Origin of the sequence: Methanogenium organophilum (genome assembly GCF_026684035.1) — an archaeon.
In the GTDB taxonomy this organism is placed as follows: Archaea; Halobacteriota; Methanomicrobia; order Methanomicrobiales; family Methanomicrobiaceae; genus Methanogenium; species Methanogenium organophilum.
Genome location: NZ_CP113361.1, coordinates 2,002,425 through 2,021,578, shown reverse-complemented (window position 1 = coordinate 2,021,578; position 19,154 = coordinate 2,002,425). Strand labels below are relative to the sequence as shown.

Sequence of the window (19,154 nt, the reverse complement as noted above, 5' to 3'; positions counted from 1 at the left end):
GGTTGAAGAGATGAAAGAGAAAAAATCATTTTTTGGGGGATTGCGTCGTGGAAATAAGCAGAAAGAAACTGGTGATGCTGTCTCTATAGAAGAAAAAACAGAAGAAAACGTATATGCTGAGCAGGAAACGAGCCAGATAATTGCTGATAAAATAACCATTCCCGAAACAGAAAAATCGTCTGATGAATCTGATGAAAAAATTATCTCAGAACATACACGGCCGAATGAGACTTTTGCAAATCTCCTGTCTGATATACGCAAAACCGAGCATGGGGTAGCAGAAACAGATGAAAATGTTGCAACAGCAACTCCACAGGATAATGATGTAATATCGCCAGGCAATGAGTCAGGAGACGGGGACGTCACTCTCAAGGACATTATTGCAGGGATTCGGAAGACTAATTCTGAAAATATATCTGTCTCCCATGAACCGGAACCTGAGGATAAAATCAACAGTGACAGTTCTTTCCTGAAAGAAGAGAACGAAATTTCTTCCGGGATTACAAATGGGGAGGAGATTCCAAAAGCCACAGAGGAGGACAACGCAAACGCAACAATCGGTCAGATTGTAGAGGAATTTACTGCTGAAAAAACTGCTGATGAGCCACAAAAAACAGAATCTATTGGAGAAATCTCCGAACACTCAGTTACCAGGGATGACGAAACCTCAGCAAAAACCCCTTCCCATCTCGATTCACTGATTGCTGACGTGCAGCAAAATACCATGCCCTCACCCGTACAGGAACCATACGAAGAACCGGACAGTGAACATGGGGAAAAAATTGATGGCATCATTCGTGAATTGCTCAGTAATAATCGGGAAACTCCAAAAGAAAACTTCTTTAATGAAGATACAGGAAGCACACAAACGGCGACTCTCAGTTCAATGATTCATGAGATACAGAATTCAGAAGATGAAGAAACCGAAAATACCTCTCAGGAGAATCCGGATGATCTCATAAATGAACTGGTTCAAAGATATGACGATGCAGAACAGGTTCCGGATATATCAAACTCACAAAATTCTTCAACAAGAATTACCAGAATTATCGAAGAAATATCGAGTGAGGGAGTCAAAAATATTCGCAAAGAGAAGATTGAAATAACCCCTGACACCGTCAACTCACATCAAGAAAAAGTCGAAAGGAAAAGAAGAAGAAACGATGGAATTATTAGTGCTGAAGAAGCTGCAAATTTTTCGGATCTGATTTTATCAGGCGGTGCGGAGCTTGATCTTGAAGATTTTCATATCTCGGATAGTTCCCGAATTTTTGAGATGAGCAACAGAACAGATATCATATCAGCACTGGATGAAATCGTTGAGGGTGATCTTGAAAGTCTCGATCTTTCTAAAATGAGACCGGCAGAATCTCTTTCCGAAGAAGGTCCCGAACAGGTAGATCAGAAGAAAAAATTTGGTCAGGGAATTTTTGGGAAGATTAGGGGCAAAGTTGTCCAATATGACCCGGCAATCCACGGTTCCCTTATCAATCTCGCACATGACAGTGCTGATGGAATCGAAGAGATCGAATTATATCCGGTGAATGAACCCTATGCCTACATACGCATCATCTTTGATCATAATTCTCATGAATATCTTTACACGGTAATTGAACCTGAACTCTCAGAAGGAGAAAAAATACTTGTACAGGAACTGACACAGCGATTGTTTGAGACTCTCGACATCAACACCAAAGACCTCACAAAAGAACGGGCACGTTCTGCCCTCACAGAGGCAGTTGACAATATTATCTTTGATTACGCCATAAAACTGGATCCGGTATCGCGGGAAAAAATCCTGTATCATATTCACAAAAATTTCATTGGGGACGGTCTTATTGACGCCATCATGCATGACAAATATATTGAGGATATCTCCTGTGATGGAGTAAATGCCCCGATATTTGTATTCCATTCGAATTATGAATCAATCCAGACAAACCTATCGTATACCCGTCCTGACGATCTCGATTCATTTGTAACCAAACTTGCCCAGCGTGCCGGCAAGTATATCTCAATCGCTGAACCGATGCTGGACGCAACGATGGCAGATGGATCGCGTATTCAGATGACTCTGGGTCACGAAGTTACCGCCCATGGTTCCACATTTACCATCCGTAAATTCAAGGATGAACCGATCACCCCAACAGATCTCATTGAATGGGGCACATATTCCCCGCTTTCAATTGCATTTTTGTGGCTTGCTGTGGAAAATGGCAAATCGTGTATATTTGCAGGAGGTACAGCATCAGGAAAAACCACATCCCTGAATGCAATATCCCTGTTCATTCCACCTCTTGCAAAGATTGTCACACTTGAAGATACTCGTGAACTGAAACTGCCGCATAAGAACTGGATTCCCTCCATTACCAGAGAATCATTTGATTCCGGTGGAAAAGGCTCAATAGATATGTATGAACTGCTGCGTGCAGCACTTCGTCAGCGGCCGGAATATATCCTTGTCGGTGAAGTCCGTGGAAAAGAGGCACAAACCCTCTTCCAGGCCATGAGCACAGGCCACGTAACGTATGCGACAACACACGCAGATTCAGTTGCGAGTGTGGTTCACCGGTTCGAAAATCCGCCCATGGATGTACCCCGCAATATGCTCAGTGCGCTTGATCTGGTCAGTGTGCAGGTGCAGGCACGATTTGGTGGTCAGAGAATCCGGCGAAATAAAACACTCATCGAGATCCTTGATATTGACCCCCGGACAAATGAACTGATCACTAACGAAGTATTCAAATGGAATGCAGCGTCTGATGAGATCCGGTTCTCCGGAAAATCCTACATCCTTGAAGATATCATGGAACTGAAAGGGTGGAGCGATTCCCGTATGCGCGAAGAGCTCAAACGCCGCCAGGAAATACTTGAATGGATGCGTATCAAGAAGATTCGTCACTTCCAGGAAGTTGGAAAAGTATTGCTCTCATACTATCGTGATCCGGAGACGGTAATGGAACTTGTCAGGAGTGACCTCTATGAATAGTTACGAGAGAGTGTGTTTCAACCTTCTTGGAGAGCGTATGAAAGCAAAAAGAGATGACTTTCTCTTTTTACGTAATGACATGATGCGCGCACGGATGACCGTGCCGTTTGAAGCATATATGTCAACGGCTTATATCACGTCAGCAATTGTCGGACTGATATTCGGACTTCTGATTGGTTTTGTGACATACATATTCCGCCTTCCGGACTTAATCGTCTATTATGGAAGTCTGCCCGATTTCATCATGGCCCTCAACCCGTTTAAAATTGTAATCGGTGCGGCAATCGTTATGGCTGTCTGCCTCCTTGTATTCGGAGGAATTACATATGCGGTATTTCTCATATACCCTGGAATCATGGCAGGAGAGAGAAAGAGAAACATCGATGCAACGCTTCCGTATGCAATTAACTACATTACTGCGATGTCAACAGCAGGAATCACCCCGGCAGAAGTATTCCGACTGCTCGGACAGAGTAAGATCTATGGAGAAAGTGCTGTCGAAGCGCGATATATATCCCGTGAAATTGATATTTTTGGAAAAGACCTTCTGGATGCCCTGAGAATTGCCGGTCAGTATACTCCCAGTGGCAGAATGCGTGACTTTCTCCAGGGGGCAACGGCAAGTATTTCATCAGGAAGTAATCTGACAGAATATTTCCGTACCAAGTCAGAACAATATACCCGGGAAAACCGGCTGGAACAGAAGACATTCCTTGAAACTCTTGGATTAATCTCGGAGTCGTATGTAACAGCACTGGTTGCGGGAACACTGTTTCTTATCATTCTTCAGTCAATCATGTCAACAATCAGCGGTGAAACAGACCCCCTGTTTCTGTATGCGGTGATTTATGCAATAATTCCACTGGGCAGCATCATGTTTGTGATTCTTATCAGCTCAATGACTCCGGAGGTGTAGAATGAAAATATTTGATACAAAAAAACCGGAAGACAATACACGCGAAAATACACAAGAAATCCAAAAGGATGAAGATATAATTGCACGGGTGGAAGAGCGGCACCGTTCAACGGAGGGCATGGGAAAATTCCTGCATCATCCGGTTCAGATGCTTACCGAAAAACCAATAAATATTCTGATTCTCACAATCCCAATCGCAATCATTGTATTCATGATCGGGTTGATAATCCAGGTGAGTAAATTAGGAGTTTTCCTTGCACTAACGACAACTGGTATTGATGATTACTTCCTTCTGGCAGTGCTGATTGCAACAATTCCCCTTGCCATACTGGATCTAAAAGACTCAACAAGAATGAGAAATCTCAATATTACGCTGCCGAATTTTTTCCGTGATGTGGCAGGTATGAATGAAAGCGGAATGACACTCCCCAATGCGATTCATGTTGTTGCAGATGGTGAATATGGAACCCTCACCCAGTATATCAAAAAACTGGACGCAGAGATGTCATGGAATATTCCCTTCGTCGATGCAATCTACCAGTTTGGTGAGCGGATAGGCACACCACTTGCGCAGAGGAGTGTTGATCTCATCGCAAAAGCGAGCAGGGCAGGTGGGGATGTGAGTGAAGTCCTGCGTGCTGCCGCAAATGACAGTTATGAGTTTGTCAACCTTGAAACAGAGCGACGCAATAATATGCTCATTTATGTGATTATCGTACTTGTTTCCTATCTTGTCTTCCTCTTCGTGATTGCTGTCATGACCGGAACATTTCTGGATACAATGGCAGAGGCAGGCGAGGCAGTAACACAGTCCGGAGGCAGTGGAACCGGGTTTGGAGCGGCAATTGACATGGAATTTTACCGACGTCTTTTCCTCCATGCATCCGTCATTCAGGGCTTTTTTTCAGGTCTTGTAGCGGGACAGATGGGTGAGGGACGGGCAGTTGCCGGGCTGAAATACTCTGTTGTCATGGTAATCATAGGATGGGTTGCATTCAGACTCTTCATCTGAAAATACCCGTTAATCTTTTTTTAAAAAAAGGAACCCTAAACAAATGTTTCAGGCCCTGTTCAGCCATAATAGACTGTTCATTTCATGGTGGCAGGCAGGTGATAATTTCCCTTAACGATTAGAGGAAAATTATCACACGGTCTCCATTTAATCAGTTGATATTATCGAGCTTATATCCTTTATCAAGGAGAAGTTTCTTCACTCGTTCGCGATGATTCCCCTGAAGCTCAATTGAATTTCCTTTTACGGTACCGCCACAGGCAAGTTTTCCCTTGAGGTACTTCTGCAGTTCATCAAGGTCAATGTCATATGGATCAAGACCATCAACCACAGTAACCTCTTTGCCGTACCGGCGCCGGTTTATCTTAACACTAATCTGCTGCTGTTCTTTAGCTACTTCTTCACAGATACAGAGCTCTTTTGGCAGTCCGCACTTTGGACATATACCTCCAGTCATTACCATGTACCTTCATGCTTTGGTTATATATTTGTTGGCATGGGTAGCTGAATATTCGTTCATCAATCCAGATCCGGAATACTATTCTACAATGTTACGGACCGGAAACAAATCAAAAATATTTACCACATATAAAATTGAATTGTTTAATCGACATGTCCCTGATGATTCTTGGAACTGCATCCCACGTTGGGAAAAGTATCACTGCCACTGCCATATGCCGGATTCTCACAAATCACGGATATCATGTTGCACCGTTCAAATCACAGAATATGAGCCTGAATTCATATGTGACACCATCTGGTGATGAAATTGGCATTGCCCAGGCAGTCCAGGCATTCGCGTCACGGATAATACCCTCTGCCAGAATGAACCCTATACTTCTGAAACCAAAAGGAGATGGAGAATCACAGATTGTTCTTCTTGGCAAGCCGTTCCGTGATGTACGCATTGGAGAATATTATCAAGAAACAGAGACTCTTTTGAATATTGCCCTCCAGGCATTCTGGGAACTCCAGGACGCACATGACATGGTTGTGATTGAAGGCGCAGGCGGGGCTGCAGAATGCAATCTGTATGACCGCGACATTGCAAATATCCTCCTTGCACAAAATCTCCGCCTTCCCATCATTCTTGTTGCTGACATTGAACGCGGTGGGGTGTTCGCACAGGTGTTGGGAACCCTGATGCTGTTGCCGGATGATGTCCGCCAGAATGTACGTGGTATCATCATCAACAAATTCTGCGGGGATTTCCGGCTTTTTGAAAAAGGGAAACAATTCATTGAAGAACAATCCGGGATCCCTGTTCTGGGAGTCATTCCCTTCTTTGACATCGCTTTGCCAAGTGAGGATTCTCTTTCTCTCAAAGACAAAAAGACAGATAAAACAGGCATCAGAATTGCGATACTTCGTCTCCCACAGATATCTAATTTCACCGATTTTGAACTTTTGGAACAGCAGGCATCTGTTGAATACGTACAGCCGGGTGCAGTACTCTCATCCTTTGACTGCATCATTATCCCCGGCACAAAAAACACCATTGCAGACCTGCAACATCTGTATGATTCGGGATGTGCAGACCAGATATCTGACGCTCATACATCCGGCATCCCTATCATCGGCATCTGCGGCGGATACCAGATACTGGGCAAAACAATCATCGATTCCGGCCACGAATCACACGTTGGGACATACCAGGGTCTCGGACTACTGGATATCACAACAACATTTTCTGAATATACAAAAACAACCGTTCAGGTTACCCGCACGCCCCTCGAACATTCCCCGATTCTCCGGAGAATGGGCAGTGTCAGCGGGTATGAAATACACTCCGGAGAGACCTCAGTAGGAGAATGCAGAAGAGCGTTTGAAGATGAGGGGGCGGTTTCTCATGACGGACAGGTATTTGGGACATACATGCATGGCCTCTTTCTGAACCAAAATGCTGTGCATGCGCTTCTTTCCTGTATTTCTGAGAAAAAAGGCAGAGAATACATCCCTGCCGAAGCGGCCAATCCAATATATGATGACACCATATATGATGCCGTGGCACACCGGTATGAAATTTCCCTGGATATAGAAACACTCATTGCAATTGCACAGACAGGCGTTCCGGATCCGGAAAGCAGACCTTCAGCTGATGACATTTAACACACTGGAGAAACCCTCACCACGCATATCGTTGCAGCATACTGCAGTCACACAACTGAGATCGACATTCGTCGTTGTGCGTGATGCAAGACAGAACGCTCTTGCAGGGGAGGGAACCCACCTTCTCCCCTGGAGGAACTGTTTTGAATGGATACAGAACCTGCACCGGACAATTTCTTCCTTTTTTCCCGGCAGGCACTGAACCGTACCATCGACTGTTTTCAGTAACCGGTATTCTTTCTCATTCATACCAGACCGCACGGTATCCCTTTTGTTTCAAAAGCGATGAAGCCCCTTCTTCCCAGCTATCATCAGGCAGCGTAGCAATTGTTGTCTTCCACCATTCAGAGAACACATTATCATCTGTGAGAACGGAACCTTTCCCTTTTACCCGTGCAACAGGTGTTCCATCCGCATCAAATACCCTCATTCTGCAGCACTGAAAATCCCTGCAGAACTTTGGAGCAGTATCAAAGATGATACAGGGATACTCGCCGTCCTCCTCAATAAGAAACGGGCACCACCCTTCGGTTACCGAACGTGCCTCTGCAAAATCAAAATCATCGCGATATTTCCGGGGTATCGTTGCATAACAGGTTTCTCCCGATATTTCATGTTTCACGGCAACCTGGCCGGCCCCCATCTGTCCAATCGCCTTCACATATTTACCCATACCAAAGCAGCACCTGCCACACATCGTGCAGGTGAAATCCTCATGCTCCATATCTGGAGAATGGGAGGAATCCTATGTTATTCTATCGGTTTTGCCCACATCGCACACCCATACCGACAGGATTTAACCCGAGGTACGACAACATGTGTTGTATGAAGGTATGCATCATGTGCGGCGGGGAGGGGACCCGCCTGCGGCCGCTGACCTTTGAACGGCCAAAACCCTGCATCCCAATTGTTAATACCCCTTCAATAATCCACCTCGTTGACCATCTGGCGAATCTCGGGTTTACCGATATTGTGGTCACACTGGGCTACAAGGGGGACGACATACAAAATACTCTTGGTGACGGCTCACTCTTTGGCGCCGACATTACCTATGTGCGCGACCCTGTCAAACTGGGAACGGCAGGGAGTGTAAAAAATGCGGAGGAATACTTAAACGATTCACCATTTCTGGTGGTGGGGGGAGACCATATCACAGACATCGATCTCCTCCAGTTCTACCGGGAACATCTCCGTGGGGATGCAACTGTTTCAATCGGTCTTATCTCGATTGACGAGCCGTCTGAATACGGTATTGCAGAGATTGATGTCAATTATGAAATCAAGCGTTTTGCGGAGAAACCATCTCCGGGCCAGATCTTTTCAAATCTTGCGAGTACGGGTATCTATGTATGTAATCCGGAGATCTTCGACTATATCCCGGAAAATACGAAGTTCGACTTTGCCAAAAATCTCTTCCCCATTCTGATGGAACAACCGCAAACCCATATTTCTGGGTGGCTTGCACGGGGCAACTGGTCTGATGTGGGAAGTCCCCGTTCCCTGCGCGAAGCAGAGCACTGGAAACTTCAGGAGATGTCATACACCAATATATCCGGTGATATCACCATTAAGGGGGCAACTGTTCATGGACCGGTTCATTTCGGCGAAGGCGTTGTAATTGGGGAAAGTTCAAAGATCATCGGCCCTGTATCCATTGGATCCGGCACTGTTATTGGTAACAGTGTCATAATCGGCCCTTATACATCTCTTGGAAATGACTGCGTTATTCGTGAAGGTGTAAAAATATTCTCGTCATCAATTTATGATAATGTCCACATCGGGACAGACACTACAATCAGCGGGAGCATTATTGATAACGAGGCAGCGATACGCGAACAGTGTAATATTGAAAATGATACGGTTATCGGGCCCCGTTCTGTCATAAAACGGGGCAGCATCGTACACTCAAAAACGCGGATATGGCCGGAAGCAGTTATTCCGGAACAGAGTGTCGTTACCGAGGACTATCTAAATCCTGACTATGAAACACACTCTTCAGGCTCTTAACTGTGCCTGACCAGCCGGTGGGTCACCGCAACAAGGGGATGACGTGCATAGTCGAGGATTTTAATGTCATCAAGAGTTGAGAGTTTCATTTCCCGGGCCGTTCGTTCAAGACCGAGTTCAATATCCTCATCAATTTCGATAATATAGGCATCCAATTCCTGTATCCCGAGGCGGTGGGCTGCAACAGCCCGGTGGTGCCCATCTACAAGAACAAGCCTTCCGGGACGTCGGACAACAATAAGAGGTTCGGCAAGGCCTTTTTTTATTTCATACATTCTCCCTTCGAGTTCATCCTGGTAAATCTTTGACTGCGTGGGGAGAAGGTCATTTATCGGTACTCGTTCCCGAACCAGTGCAGGATCTACATCATGCAGCTGTCGAAGCGTATCGATGAACTTGAACACCTTATCCGGTGACACATGTTCAATCTGAGAACGGATTACATCAGCATTTGAAATAATCCCGATGAGATTGTTCTCATCATCAACCACAGGGAGTTTCTGGATACCAGACCTGAATATAACACGGGCAGCGTCATTAATATCCATATCCGGGGCTGCCACAATCAGGTGACGGGACATGATCCTCTCAACCGGAGTATGAGGATAAACAAAGAGAATATCACGGGCAGAAACATAACCAACCACCTTCCGGTTATCAATCACAGGAAATCCATCATGATGCGTATCACGAATTGCATTTATGATATCTTTTGCCGTCCCCTGCGCATCAATAGAGACAACATCGTATGTCATATAATCGCGGACCTTCTTTTTGTCCATCATTCACACTATTTACTCCAACCAGACATAATTATTCGGGAAAAGGCCCTTCAATTAACCAAAAATATTAATCAATGGGAATGACACTCCCGGACTCTGGAATTGCTTTTCTGAGACGTATTTCCAGCACCCCGTTACGGAAAGATGCACTGGCGTTCTCATCTATTACTTCTGCCGGAAGAGAAACAATGCGATGCAGGTTGCCTGAAAGACGTTCGCGGGTATAATAGTCATATACATCAGCCCCCTCCTCCGTAGGTTCTGTCTTTTTCGCAACAGATATTTCGATATTGAGAGGCGTTACCAGTCGAATAACAACATTGTTTTTATCAACCCCGGGGAGGTCTGCAGTGACAATTACTTCGTCCATTTCCTCTCTCACATCAACCCTGAATTCCCGTTTAAGCGCTGGTCCGACCATTGAAGGAAGCGATGCTCCGGTAGCCACCGTGTTCTGCACACGCGACTCCCATTCTGCCATCAGTTCATCAATTTCATTCCAGAGAAGAGCAAACGGATATCTCCTTCTTCGAATCATACTACCTTCTCCATTACCGACGATCCTCCGCCATAACCACAGATCGACAGATACTGATACCGACAGTAAACGGGATAAATGTTTCCTGACTTAAATCCCATGATTGGCCGAACAGACATACGACAATATACATGTTTAATACGGTAAAGGGTTGAAATAATACTAATGGCAAAACAGAAGAGCGCAAAGAAAAATGATGACTGGACAAAAACCCTTACTCGGGTATTTGTTGTCTTCATTCTGATATCATGTGTGCTCGGGTTTACCCTTACAATGGGTTTTTTCTCGATATTTAAAACAGCAGCAGATGGATCAGGTATCGTTGTCAGTTACACAATCCGTGACGATAGCGGCGTGCCTGTCCTTTCATCAGAAGAAACAATAATTGAAAATGAAGGCGTAATAGCAGGCGTCTCACAACCCATGCAGATGGTCATAGGTCAGAATTATTCTGACTTTATTGTTCCAATTGAGGTGTATATGTACCCTGCCGGTGTTACATCCTATGCCCTCTTTGAACCGGAACTGACTGCCATTGCCGATGGAGCAAAAGGTATGCATGAAGGGGATACAAAGACGGTTCCCTTCCCATTCGGAGAGGCAATGGTTCGGGATATGACAGCAGAACAGTATACGCTCATCGGTGGCAACTATTCAGAAGCAGAAATAGGAATGTGGATTCCGCTCGGATTTGCACCACAACCGGAAATTGTCCTCGACAATGAAACAGCGCCTGAGACTGTTGCTACCAGGATGGCAAAGATCGTTGAAATGGAGAACGACACTTTGACTGTGCAGTATGGATATGCATCTGCAGACATTGCTATCGAGCAGATAGTCTGAAACGAACACTTTCAAATACTCTTTTTTCCATTTTATCAATATGTCAGTAGAGATACTTTGTTTCCATCAGGACGGGTGTTCTGGGTGCGATGAACAAAAAGCAATCAATCAGGAAATTGAAGAAAAACTGGGAATTTCAATAAAAGATATTGATGCGGTACGAACCGAAGGAGCCATTCAGAAATATACACTGAAGGTTACACCCACCATTCTGATTCTTGTCGATGATACAGAAAAAGAACGATTTGAAGGAATCACACCAGGTAACACCCTTGAAGAAACACTAAAAAAGTATGTCTGGTTATAGGCGGGTACCATATACACGGCGGATTTTTCGTGCATATGCTTTCCATCCTTCTTTTCTCATCATCGACCCGTTCCGCAGTTTAATGTGAGTTATGCGAACGTTCATACCATCAATATTCTCCACGCTCCCAATCTGAAAATCGCGTTCACCATCACAGCGGACATAACAGGGAATCGTGCGTCTGTCATCATGAGCAGATATTTTTACAACTACGTTGTCTATAACCCGTGTCCACAGAGTAGAGATATCTGTGGCCCGCGCACGGGACGGACGGCGATCTCCCACCTCAATCCCACAGACCTCAACAGTAGCAATCTCATCTTCAATCTCAGCGACAAAAAAATCCCCGATATAACAGACATCAGAATCCTTTAATTCAATGGTCCCGACTGTTGAGCTATCCTCATCACTGACAATTGCACGGACAACAACCGGTTCGGGACGGGGGGGGCAGGGTACACGATGTACATGGCTGCATACAACACACTGGACCAGAAGGTCAGATGACTCCTTCAGGATATTGTGAGTGGTCTCTTCCCCACAGATGGGGCAGTGTACTTCATATGTCATTGGCTATGTAATTGGTAGTATAATGAGATTAACCTGAGCCTGAACGCAGGTAATAATTTGAACATTCCGGTTAAATACTGTTTAAGTCAATGAAGAATCTTCCGTGCGAGAGGCTGATCTGCTATGGCCACTCAAATGTCCGGGCACTGCACAGGTCCACATTCGAAATTACAAAAGAAGAAAGTCTTACATCAAGTGGAACATGCATTATTGCCATTCAGGCAGATAAAGGCATATGTGAACTTGATTCAAAATTCAGAACTGCACTCGCATCAGATTCTGCGCTTCTGGTGACGACTCTCACCGCGGGAACCGAGTCCTGCACGATCAAGGCACGGGGAAGCAGCAGGCTGATATTGAATCATCCGACTGATCTGGTATGGAGAAGAAGCTCCTATATTGACAGTAGGACAATTGCGATCCATGCTGATAATACGGCAGAAACACTTCCACGAAATCTTGTTGCTGCACTTGTCAAAGAAGAAAAAATGACAGTTGATATGAAAATTTTCACGATTCCTGAAGAAGAGCGATCTTCAGTTCCGCAGATTCAAGCATTTTTTCACAATTTCGTATAAGTTCCATACCCCGTTCATACAGAGTAAGCGTTTCTTCAAGCGGGATCGACCCGGATTCAAGTCTCCGGATAATTTCTTTGAGTTCATTCAGATTATCTTCATATGTCTGTGTCATACGTCACCTCATGGATATCAGCCCGTGCAGAACCATCCCTGAAACTGAGGGAAACTTCATCACCAGGACGAAGAGAGCACACGGATTTTACGAGCACGCCGTCTTTTTCAACAAGCACATACCCCCGCCGTACGGGTGCATAGGGATCTAGAGCAGCCAGTTGTGTCTTATCAGTCGTAAGAATCATACGTTTTTTTTCGCATTCGCGGTTTGCCAGTAACAGTATACGCTCACACATTTCATTCATATACTCCTGTTCACGTGACACATTTGCGAGAAGTCTTTCCGGACGAAGACGCAGCCGTAAATCCTCAATCTCCGACTGGAAACGAACAATGGATCGCCAAGTACTGTCTGACATACGCATGGAGAGGGTAACGATCTCCTGTTTCAGCTCCTCCCGATCCGGAACAACAATTTCTGCAGCGGCGGACGGAGTTGGCGCCCGCATGTCCGCTGCATAATCGATGAGCGTAGTATCCACTTCATGTCCAACAGCACTGACAACCGGTGTCCGGCAGGCACCCACCGCCCGGACCACCTCAGGATGGTTAAAAGAGAAGAGATCTTCAAATGAACCTCCACCCCGCCCGACAATGATTACATCAGCTTTTCCGTCAATGGCCCGTATTGCATCAGCGATTTCATGCTCTGACCCCGATCCCTGCACTCTGCATGGCGAGAGTAAAAGAGTCACAGGAAACCGGCGCGCGATCACATGTTCAATATCCCGGCGCGCAGCGCCAGTCTCTGCAGTCACGACCCCCACTATCTGTGGATACCGGGGCAATGCCTTTTTTTTAGCAAGCGAGAAGATGCCTTCTTCTTCAAGCATACGTTTCCACTGGTTCACCCGCCGGTACAGCTCACCCCGCCCCGCTTCCTCCATCTCCATTGTGATGAATTTGTACTCACCACTGGGTTCATAGAGATCCACAGACCCATACACCCGAACACGCATCCCGTTCTCCGGGGAAAATGTCAGTTCGCGCGCATAACTTTTCCACATCGCGCAGCGGATCACCGAGGGACGTGTGGTGCCCGGATCCTCAGAAAGAGAAAAATACCGGTGCCCTGAACGATGATGAGTATAGTTTGTGATCTCTCCTTCAACCCAGATGTTTTTGATACGGTGGTCATCCAGGAGAGAGGAAATGAGTGCTGTCAGGGTAGAGACTGAAAACACACCGGAACCATCAGGCCCGACATCTCCCATTGGTCGCATGAACACCATTTAGTGCATTCCCATATGAATACCTTGTATCATTACCAACCATTTGTAGAGGTAAAAGGCTAATAGGGAATGAGTGAAAGAGGAAAACATGGCAGCGGTTGGTGCATCAACCATGTTTTTCCATGAGTACACGGTTGACATCATCTTCGATGCTCTTAGGGACGCAGGGTGTGATGCTGTGGAATTCTGGCTGGAAACACCCTCATTCTGGCTTAAAGGTCTGCCGATACCAACTCTTCATGAGGCCATCCATACTCACCCCACCATTCGATCCGTCAGTGTGCATGCCCCTGTCCTTGACCTGAATCCCTGTTCTGTCAACCCCGATGTGGCAGAGATCTCTCTTACATGGGCCTGCCGGGCAATCGCTATCGCAGAACAGATCAATGCCCGCGCTGTCACCATTCATCCGGGAAGAAGAACCGCAAAACGCCCGGTATCCCTCGCAGATAAAAGGCGTCTGGCACATTATCTCTCAGAAGTGTACACCTGTTCAACATCTTCCGGTGTCCTCGTTGCACTTGAAAATATGGAAACAAAAATAAATTCTCTTCTCCCGACCCCACAGGATCTCATTGTTCTCTTGGAGAAAGAACCATGGCTCTCTTTTACACTTGATATTGCTCATACCTTCGCCGGAAACACCGATGAGGCAGCAGAGTATATTGAGCATCTCTATAACCGCATTGCAGTGGTTCATGTCAGTGCCTGTGTGAATGATAGAATGCACTGCAGGGCGAAGGATAATTCCGATGTGGCACAGGTACTCACCCTTCTTGCAGAATGCGGGTATACAGGACCGCTCATTCTTGAAATTGAGGACCTCACATTTCAGCCGGATCTGCCCCTCAGTAAAAAAATAGAAATCATTGCAGATGAAACAGCCTGGATCCGAACTTTTTTTGAATGAGCGCTGCCTTTATCTGGGAAAAAGTGCATAAATCAGAGAGTAACCCATATATGAATCAAATGATATTAGTGACCGCCGGAGGCGGCATAGTGCAATGATAGAATACAGTTTTGCACTGATTATTTTTATGGTGTGCCTTCTCTTCTCCGGATTTTTTTCGGGGTCAGAAGTTGCGCTGATCTCAATAAACCCTGCAAAGGTACGTACCCTTGTTGAACAGAAAATGACCGGGTCTAAGGCACTTGAACACCTTAAAGCAGATCCTGACCGCCTGCTCATCACCATCCTTATAGGTAATAATCTGGTAAATATTGCCGCAGCATCAATTGCAACAGCTGTTGCCATTGCCATCTGGGGAGAGATTGGAATAGGTATTGCAACATTTGCAACCACGATTCTGATGCTGACATTCGGTGAAATCCTTCCCAAGACATATGCAACCCGATCGACAGAACGGGTTGCTCTCATGGTATCCCGCCCGATATTATGGTTGTCATATACTCTTTATCCATTATTCTGGGTCATTGATGCCGGAAAAAGAATTTTTTCACGCAACCGTGAAGTGAAACCAACAGTCACAGAAGATGAAATAAAACAGTGGATTGATGTGGGTGAAGAAGAAGGCACCATCGAAGAGGAAGAATATGAGATGCTCTACCGGGTATTTGCATTCTCGGATACCAGAGCAAAAGAAGTTATGACCCCACGGGCGGACGTGGTAATGATCAGCCGGAAAAGCTCTCTCGAAGACTCCATCAATATATTCAACGAGACCGGATTCACTCGCCTTCCTGTTTACGAAGAACAGATAGACAACATCATTGGCATACTAAACGTAAAGGACGTCTTTGGGGTGATATATTCACCAGGACCAAATGCTGACATAACAGATCTGGTATACGAAGCCTACTTTGTTCCCGAATCAAAGGAGATTGACGATCTCCTGCGCGAAATGCAGAAACGCAAGATTCACCAGGCAATCGTTGTGGACGAATACGGGACGTTCGCAGGGATTGTCACGGTGGAGGACATTCTGGAGGAACTTGTCGGAGAGATTATGGATGAATTCGATGAAGAAGAACCCGACATCCAGAAAATCAATGACTGGGTGTATCTTATAGATGCACGCGCATGGGTTGATCGTGTCAATGAAGAGCTGAAAACATCACTTCCCACAAGCGAATCCTATGAAACAATCGGCGGCCTGATTATCGATCAACTGGGCCATATCCCGAACAAAGGTGAAGTGGTGACAATTTCAGAATCAGGAATCCGTCTTATGGTGATGAAGATGAACGACCGCCGTATCGAAAATATCAAACTCATAGTACCAATGGATAAGGGCATACACACGAATCGTTAAGATGAAATTATGCCAACATATGAGTATGAAACGCATTGCGGTGCTGGCGTCAGGAAGAGGTTCCAATTTTCAGGCTATAATTGACAAGGTCTCAGACGGGACTATCCCGGCAGAGATTGTCTGCCTCATCACCGATAATCCATCTGCATATGCAATTGAACGGGCCGGAAACCATAATATTCCGGTATCGGTCATCAGTTTTTCAGACTATCCGGACCGTGAACAGTACAATCAGGCACTTGAAAAAACAATGATAAAATGCGGGGCCGACCTCTTTGTTCTTGCGGGGTACATGCGCCTCTTAAAACCAGAAACAGTACGGACCTTTTCCGGAAAGATGATCAACATTCATCCCGCCCTTCTGCCAAGTTTTTCCGGCCTCCATGCACAGAAGCAGGCACTGGATTATGGCGTGAAGATTGCCGGGTGCACCGTTCATTTTGTCGATGAAGGTATGGACACGGGACCGATTATTCTCCAGTCCCCGGTCGTTGTGCTAAACAATGATACCGAAGACTCACTTGCAGAGAGAATCATGGAATTTGAGCATCAGGCGCTTCCTCATGCGGTGAAACTCTTCTGTGAGGACCGGCTGGAGATCGACGGCAGAAGGGTTATCGTTCATGATACCCCGAGTGAGTGAAGTTCATAATCACTGAAGACAACATTACAGGAACAAATGGGCGGAAAAAGACGGCAGCAAAGATCAAGGCGTCCGATTGCGAAGGAACGTATTGAAATCCTCTTTACAGAGGCAGAAATTGCTGCGCGCGATGATCCGGACCGGGCACGAGAATATATACGACGGGCGCGCCGTATCGCAATGAGAGAAAAAGTTGCAATACCTCCGGTATGGAAACGAAAATTCTGCCGGAACTGTTCATCATTTCTCATTCCCGGAATAAATGCACGTATACGAATTCACCAGAACAGGGTCATAATCACATGCCAGATTTGCGGCAGACAGTGGCGTTGCCCCGTCGGGAGGCGATATCATCGATAAAAAAGCAGCATCGCAATTAAAAGCGACCATATGGATTGGAAAAAACGGAGTTACAGAGCAGACATACGAAGAGATCAGGCGTCAGATCAAAGATCGTGGCATGGTAAAAATAAAGTGGCTCAGAAGTGTAGAAGTGGATCCGACAGGAATTGCTGCTGCCTGTGGTGTGGAACTTGTCCAGACTCGGGGCCGAACCATGGTACTTGCCCGGCGAAGATAACCATCCCGCCACCCACCTATTCTCGGAATATTTAAATCAATACCTGACTAATATGTAAAGACTGCTAATAGGCATACTAGAGAGTGGTAAACAAATGACAACCGTATATGATTTGCCCGCAGATATTCTGATCCGTAAAGCGGCTGAAGAACTCAGGGCAATGGAAGCAGTGGAAGCACCGGACTGGGCAGCATTTGCCAAGACAGGTGTCCACAAACAGGCACCACCATACGATGAAGACTGGTGGTACACCCGTGCGGCAGCAGTTCTGCGCCGTATCTATGTGGATGGCCCGATTGGTGTAGAGAGACTGAGATCATTCTACGGCGGAAAGCAGAACCGTGGTTCAAACCCAGACAAGTTCCGGAAAGGATCCGGATCCGTCATCCGGAAAGTTGTTCAGCAGCTTGAAGGGGAAGGACTTGTTGAAAACGGTGAAAAAGGTCGCCACATTACCGCAAAAGGAAAATCATTCCTTGATGGTGTTGCACACGGCCTCAAAGCAGATGTCGTAGAGCAGAACCCGGCACTTGCAAAATACTGAGGAGAGAAGGAAGATGGGAGACGACGAGCTGAACGAACTCCGCCGGAGAAGAATGGAGGACCTCCAGCGCCAACAGCAGCAGCAGGGTGCCATGGAAGAGGAAATGGCACGCCAACAGCAGCAGCAGGAAGCGCAGATCCACATGATCCTCATGCAGATCCTGGAGCCGGAGGCACGGGAGCGGTTGAACACCATCAAACTGACCCGTCCTGATTTTGCAAAAGCTGTTGAGCAGCAACTGGTCATCCTCGCACAGAGCGGACGCCTTCGCGGCAAGATCTCTGACGAGATGCTTAAAAACCTTCTCACACAGCTTATGCCACAGAAGAAAGATTACAAGATTACCCGGAAATGAAGGCAGGAATACTCTTCTCCGGAGGAAAAGACAGCTCTCTTGCGGCCCTCATGCTCTCCAGAGATTATGAGGTGGAACTAAATACGTTCGTCTTTGACGAATCGAGGAACGTTCCAGAGCTTGAGAATACGGCAGATGCCCTTGGATTTTCTTTCAGGAAGAGAGTATTTGAACCGGAATTTCTGGGCACGGTTGTCGAAATGATGGTGTCGGCGGGATATCCCAATGATGCTATTAACCTCGTGCACAGGAACGCCGTCACAACCCTTGCAGGGTATTATGACGTAATAGGGGATGGGACACGGCTGAATGACCGTGTTCCAATGCTCAGCTTACCAGAGGTTCAGAGCCTTGAGGCAAGGCATGAGTGTTCCTACGTGCGCCCTCTGCTCGGATTCGGAAAAGCAGAAGTCGAGCGCCTGGCGAACAGGCATTTCACCATATCCTATGGTGAAACCGGCTCAATCCACAACGGAGACTATGAACACGAAATCCGGGCAGCATTCAACGCACGGGGTATCGATCCGTATACGATATTCCCAAACCGCCACCAGCAGTCCCTGGTGACCGGATGGAAAGATCAGACAAAACTGGTGATAAACCATGAGTAAACCAACAAAAGGCCGAAAGATTCGGCTTGCGAAAGCATGTGAACAGAACCGCCGTGTTCCGGCATGGGTGATGGTAAAGACCAAGCGCAGCGTGGTCAGCCATCCACGCCGTCGTAACTGGAGACGCAGCACTCTGAAGGTGTAAGAT

25 protein-coding genes are annotated in these 19,154 nt (G+C 46.3%); 17 read left to right on the top strand and 8 right to left on the bottom strand.

From position 1 onward, the window contains the following. Positions 1 to 10: 10 nt before the first annotated feature. The 3 genes from OU421_RS09940 to OU421_RS09930 are packed head-to-tail and all read left to right on the top strand — an operon-like array spanning position 11 to position 4,917. Positions 11 to 2,989 carry a type II/IV secretion system ATPase subunit gene (locus OU421_RS09940; RefSeq protein WP_326493495.1) on the top strand — a complete coding sequence of 993 codons (2,979 nt, stop codon included), beginning with the start codon at positions 11 to 13 and terminating at the stop codon, positions 2,987 to 2,989. Between the two features lie 37 nt (positions 2,990 to 3,026). Continuing rightward, positions 3,027 to 3,905 (top strand): type II secretion system F family protein, encoded by an 879-nt coding sequence (locus OU421_RS09935; RefSeq protein WP_326493494.1) that lies wholly within the window; start codon positions 3,027 to 3,029, stop codon positions 3,903 to 3,905. Between the two features lies 1 nt (position 3,906). After that, on the top strand, positions 3,907 to 4,917 hold the full coding sequence (locus OU421_RS09930) for a type II secretion system F family protein (RefSeq protein ID WP_268185942.1): 1,011 nt from the start codon (positions 3,907 to 3,909) through the stop codon (positions 4,915 to 4,917). Positions 4,918 to 5,068: 151 nt separating this feature from the next. Here the strand turns inward: OU421_RS09930 and yciH are convergent, their stop codons facing one another. Beyond that, positions 5,069 to 5,374, bottom strand: coding sequence for a stress response translation initiation inhibitor YciH (gene yciH, locus OU421_RS09925; protein WP_268185941.1), 306 nt, complete (start codon positions 5,372 to 5,374; stop codon positions 5,069 to 5,071). Between the two features lie 155 nt (positions 5,375 to 5,529). Here yciH and OU421_RS09920 point away from each other — a divergent pair, with 155 nt between their 5' ends. Further along, positions 5,530 to 7,026 carry a cobyric acid synthase gene (locus OU421_RS09920; RefSeq protein ID WP_268185940.1) on the top strand — a complete coding sequence of 499 codons (1,497 nt, stop codon included), beginning with the start codon at positions 5,530 to 5,532 and terminating at the stop codon, positions 7,024 to 7,026. On the opposite strand, the gene OU421_RS09915 is transcribed toward OU421_RS09920, so the two are convergent. Together OU421_RS09915 and OU421_RS09910 are read right to left on the bottom strand one after the other, a co-directional pair. Then, positions 7,009 to 7,275, bottom strand: coding sequence for a hypothetical protein (locus tag OU421_RS09915; RefSeq protein WP_268185939.1), 267 nt, complete (start codon positions 7,273 to 7,275; stop codon positions 7,009 to 7,011). The two genes, OU421_RS09920 and OU421_RS09915, sit on opposite strands and share 18 nt — an antisense overlap. Continuing rightward, on the bottom strand, positions 7,268 to 7,750 hold the full coding sequence (locus OU421_RS09910) for a YkgJ family cysteine cluster protein (RefSeq protein ID WP_268185938.1): 483 nt from the start codon (positions 7,748 to 7,750) through the stop codon (positions 7,268 to 7,270). The genes OU421_RS09915 and OU421_RS09910 overlap by 8 nt, the downstream gene beginning before the upstream one ends. Before the next feature lie 101 nt (positions 7,751 to 7,851). On the opposite strand from OU421_RS09910, the gene OU421_RS09905 reads away from it, so the two are divergent. Then, a complete protein-coding gene (locus OU421_RS09905) occupies positions 7,852 to 9,033 on the top strand; it encodes an NDP-sugar synthase (RefSeq protein WP_268185937.1) in 1,182 nt (393 codons plus the stop codon). Here the strand turns inward: OU421_RS09905 and OU421_RS09900 are convergent. Then, on the bottom strand, positions 9,030 to 9,815 hold the full coding sequence (locus OU421_RS09900; protein ID WP_268187902.1) for a CBS domain-containing ParB/RepB/Spo0J family partition protein: 786 nt from the start codon (positions 9,813 to 9,815) through the stop codon (positions 9,030 to 9,032). The genes OU421_RS09905 and OU421_RS09900 overlap by 4 nt on opposite strands. A 67-nt stretch (positions 9,816 to 9,882) precedes the next feature. Continuing rightward, positions 9,883 to 10,353 carry an Hsp20/alpha crystallin family protein gene (locus tag OU421_RS09895; protein ID WP_268185936.1) on the bottom strand — a complete coding sequence of 157 codons (471 nt, stop codon included), beginning with the start codon at positions 10,351 to 10,353 and terminating at the stop codon, positions 9,883 to 9,885. Between the two features lie 165 nt (positions 10,354 to 10,518). Between OU421_RS09895 and OU421_RS09890 the strand changes: the two genes are divergently transcribed. Together OU421_RS09890 and OU421_RS09885 are read left to right on the top strand one after the other, a co-directional pair. After that, the gene (locus OU421_RS09890; protein ID WP_268185935.1) at positions 10,519 to 11,196 is read left to right on the top strand and encodes a hypothetical protein; all 678 of its coding nucleotides are present in this window, start codon (positions 10,519 to 10,521) and stop codon (positions 11,194 to 11,196) included. A gap of 40 nt (positions 11,197 to 11,236) precedes the next feature. Next, positions 11,237 to 11,503: a thioredoxin domain-containing protein gene (locus OU421_RS09885; protein ID WP_268185934.1), complete on the top strand. Its 267-nt coding sequence runs from the start codon at positions 11,237 to 11,239 to the stop codon at positions 11,501 to 11,503. Here the strand turns inward: OU421_RS09885 and OU421_RS09880 are convergent. After that, positions 11,498 to 12,073, bottom strand: a complete 576-nt coding sequence (locus OU421_RS09880) for an HVO_0476 family zinc finger protein (RefSeq protein ID WP_268185933.1) — start codon at positions 12,071 to 12,073, stop codon at positions 11,498 to 11,500. The two genes, OU421_RS09885 and OU421_RS09880, sit on opposite strands and share 6 nt — an antisense overlap. Before the next feature lie 89 nt (positions 12,074 to 12,162). Here OU421_RS09880 and OU421_RS09875 point away from each other — a divergent pair, with 89 nt between their 5' ends. Then, complete coding sequence (locus tag OU421_RS09875; protein ID WP_268185932.1) at positions 12,163 to 12,651, top strand: DUF371 domain-containing protein; 489 nt, start codon at positions 12,163 to 12,165, stop codon at positions 12,649 to 12,651. Here OU421_RS09875 and xseB read toward each other — a convergent pair. Both xseB and xseA read right to left on the bottom strand, forming a co-directional pair. Further along, positions 12,584 to 12,766: an exodeoxyribonuclease VII small subunit gene (gene xseB / locus OU421_RS09870; protein ID WP_268185931.1), complete on the bottom strand. Its 183-nt coding sequence runs from the start codon at positions 12,764 to 12,766 to the stop codon at positions 12,584 to 12,586. The genes OU421_RS09875 and xseB overlap by 68 nt on opposite strands. Then, positions 12,750 to 13,991 (bottom strand): exodeoxyribonuclease VII large subunit, encoded by a 1,242-nt coding sequence (xseA, locus tag OU421_RS09865; protein WP_268185930.1) that lies wholly within the window; start codon positions 13,989 to 13,991, stop codon positions 12,750 to 12,752. Before xseA ends, xseB begins: the two co-directional genes overlap by 17 nt. A gap of 82 nt (positions 13,992 to 14,073) precedes the next feature. Here xseA and OU421_RS09860 point away from each other — a divergent pair, with 82 nt between their 5' ends. The 9 genes from OU421_RS09860 to OU421_RS09825 all read left to right on the top strand — a co-directional run bounded on the left by OU421_RS09860 (position 14,074) and on the right by OU421_RS09825 (position 19,151). Further along, positions 14,074 to 14,910, top strand: coding sequence for a sugar phosphate isomerase/epimerase family protein (locus OU421_RS09860; protein WP_268185929.1), 837 nt, complete (start codon positions 14,074 to 14,076; stop codon positions 14,908 to 14,910). Positions 14,911 to 15,004: 94 nt separating this feature from the next. Then, on the top strand, positions 15,005 to 16,273 hold the full coding sequence (locus OU421_RS09855) for a hemolysin family protein (protein WP_268185928.1): 1,269 nt from the start codon (positions 15,005 to 15,007) through the stop codon (positions 16,271 to 16,273). A 25-nt stretch (positions 16,274 to 16,298) separates the two neighbouring features. Then, on the top strand, positions 16,299 to 16,916 hold the full coding sequence (gene purN, locus OU421_RS09850; protein ID WP_268187901.1) for a phosphoribosylglycinamide formyltransferase: 618 nt from the start codon (positions 16,299 to 16,301) through the stop codon (positions 16,914 to 16,916). Positions 16,917 to 16,952: 36 nt separating this feature from the next. After that, positions 16,953 to 17,276 carry a ribonuclease P protein component 4 gene (locus OU421_RS13080; protein ID WP_407659732.1) on the top strand — a complete coding sequence of 108 codons (324 nt, stop codon included), beginning with the start codon at positions 16,953 to 16,955 and terminating at the stop codon, positions 17,274 to 17,276. Continuing rightward, the gene (locus tag OU421_RS09845) at positions 17,266 to 17,496 is read left to right on the top strand and encodes a YhbY family RNA-binding protein (protein ID WP_326493535.1); all 231 of its coding nucleotides are present in this window, start codon (positions 17,266 to 17,268) and stop codon (positions 17,494 to 17,496) included. Before OU421_RS13080 ends, OU421_RS09845 begins: the two co-directional genes overlap by 11 nt. Before the next feature lie 94 nt (positions 17,497 to 17,590). Continuing rightward, positions 17,591 to 18,040 (top strand): 30S ribosomal protein S19e, encoded by a 450-nt coding sequence (locus OU421_RS09840; RefSeq protein WP_268185927.1) that lies wholly within the window; start codon positions 17,591 to 17,593, stop codon positions 18,038 to 18,040. A 13-nt stretch (positions 18,041 to 18,053) separates the two neighbouring features. Continuing rightward, positions 18,054 to 18,395 carry a DNA-binding protein gene (locus OU421_RS09835; protein WP_268185926.1) on the top strand — a complete coding sequence of 114 codons (342 nt, stop codon included), beginning with the start codon at positions 18,054 to 18,056 and terminating at the stop codon, positions 18,393 to 18,395. Beyond that, positions 18,392 to 19,006 (top strand): DUF7411 family protein, encoded by a 615-nt coding sequence (locus OU421_RS09830; protein ID WP_268185925.1) that lies wholly within the window; start codon positions 18,392 to 18,394, stop codon positions 19,004 to 19,006. Before OU421_RS09835 ends, OU421_RS09830 begins: the two co-directional genes overlap by 4 nt. Then, complete coding sequence (locus OU421_RS09825) at positions 18,999 to 19,151, top strand: 50S ribosomal protein L39e (protein WP_268185924.1); 153 nt, start codon at positions 18,999 to 19,001, stop codon at positions 19,149 to 19,151. The genes OU421_RS09830 and OU421_RS09825 overlap by 8 nt, the downstream gene beginning before the upstream one ends. Positions 19,152 to 19,154 lie beyond the last annotated feature (3 nt).